An 813-nucleotide genomic window follows, 5' to 3' on the forward strand; every position below is an offset into this window, starting at 1 on the left:
TGAATTCATCAAGCTATGGAATAACATACCTTTTTGCATTGGCGTTAACGGATACACGTTTTCGATTTCGCCTATGTGCTTAGTTTCCTCTATAATTCGATCTAATGCTTCGATTGTCATTCCCTTGAAAATAATATCACTTGGTGTCAGCTCCGCTCGCTCTTTCATTACGCAATGTCCAATGATTTCTCGTAAGCTCTCCTGTAACTCATTCGCTAATTGTTCTATGGTTTCTTTCTCATATTGTCTTCTACTATAATTAATACCCAATGATAATTTTCCATCTGTTAGAATACCGTTAATAATTAATGCAAATGGTCTACTTTGCTCTCCACTTACATCTAAACCACTTGAATAGGTTGATATTTGCATCGCACTATTCTCTAAATCTTGGTCAAACTGTCCCAGATAGTTAAAGCTAATTTCTGGCTTCAGTGTAAGGGCCTGCTTTTCTTGATTTTCAGATAGATATTTTAAAAGGCCGTATCCAATCCCTTTATTTGGAATCTCGCGCAATCCTTCTTTAATATTTTTAATCTGATAAGAGATGTCGCTTCCTGCTTCTATCGGTAGAACTACTGGATATTGACTCGTAAACCATCCTACTGTACGAGTAATATCAAAATCCGAAAGAATAGACTCTCGTCCATGTCCTTCTAGATTTACAGTAATTCTTTCCATTCCTGTCCACTTATGAATCGTTCTTCCTAAAGCAGTTAACAATAAATCGTTGATTTCAGTGTTATATGCTCGGTTTGCTTGTTTTAATAACTGCTCGGTTTCAGAAGCTGTCCATTGGACTGTAACGACTTC

Annotated in this window: 1 protein-coding gene; it reads right to left on the minus strand. The window is 36.7% G+C overall.

Annotated elements, in window-relative coordinates:
• A partial coding sequence (locus tag ACTFP3_RS30115; RefSeq protein WP_440012093.1) for a condensation domain-containing protein occupies positions 1 to 813 on the minus strand: 813 nt, incomplete at both ends.

The sequence above is a fragment of the Bacillus cereus group sp. MYBK5-2 genome (genome assembly GCF_051915685.1).
Taxonomy (GTDB): Bacteria; Bacillota; Bacilli; order Bacillales; family Bacillaceae_G; genus Bacillus_A; species Bacillus_A cereus.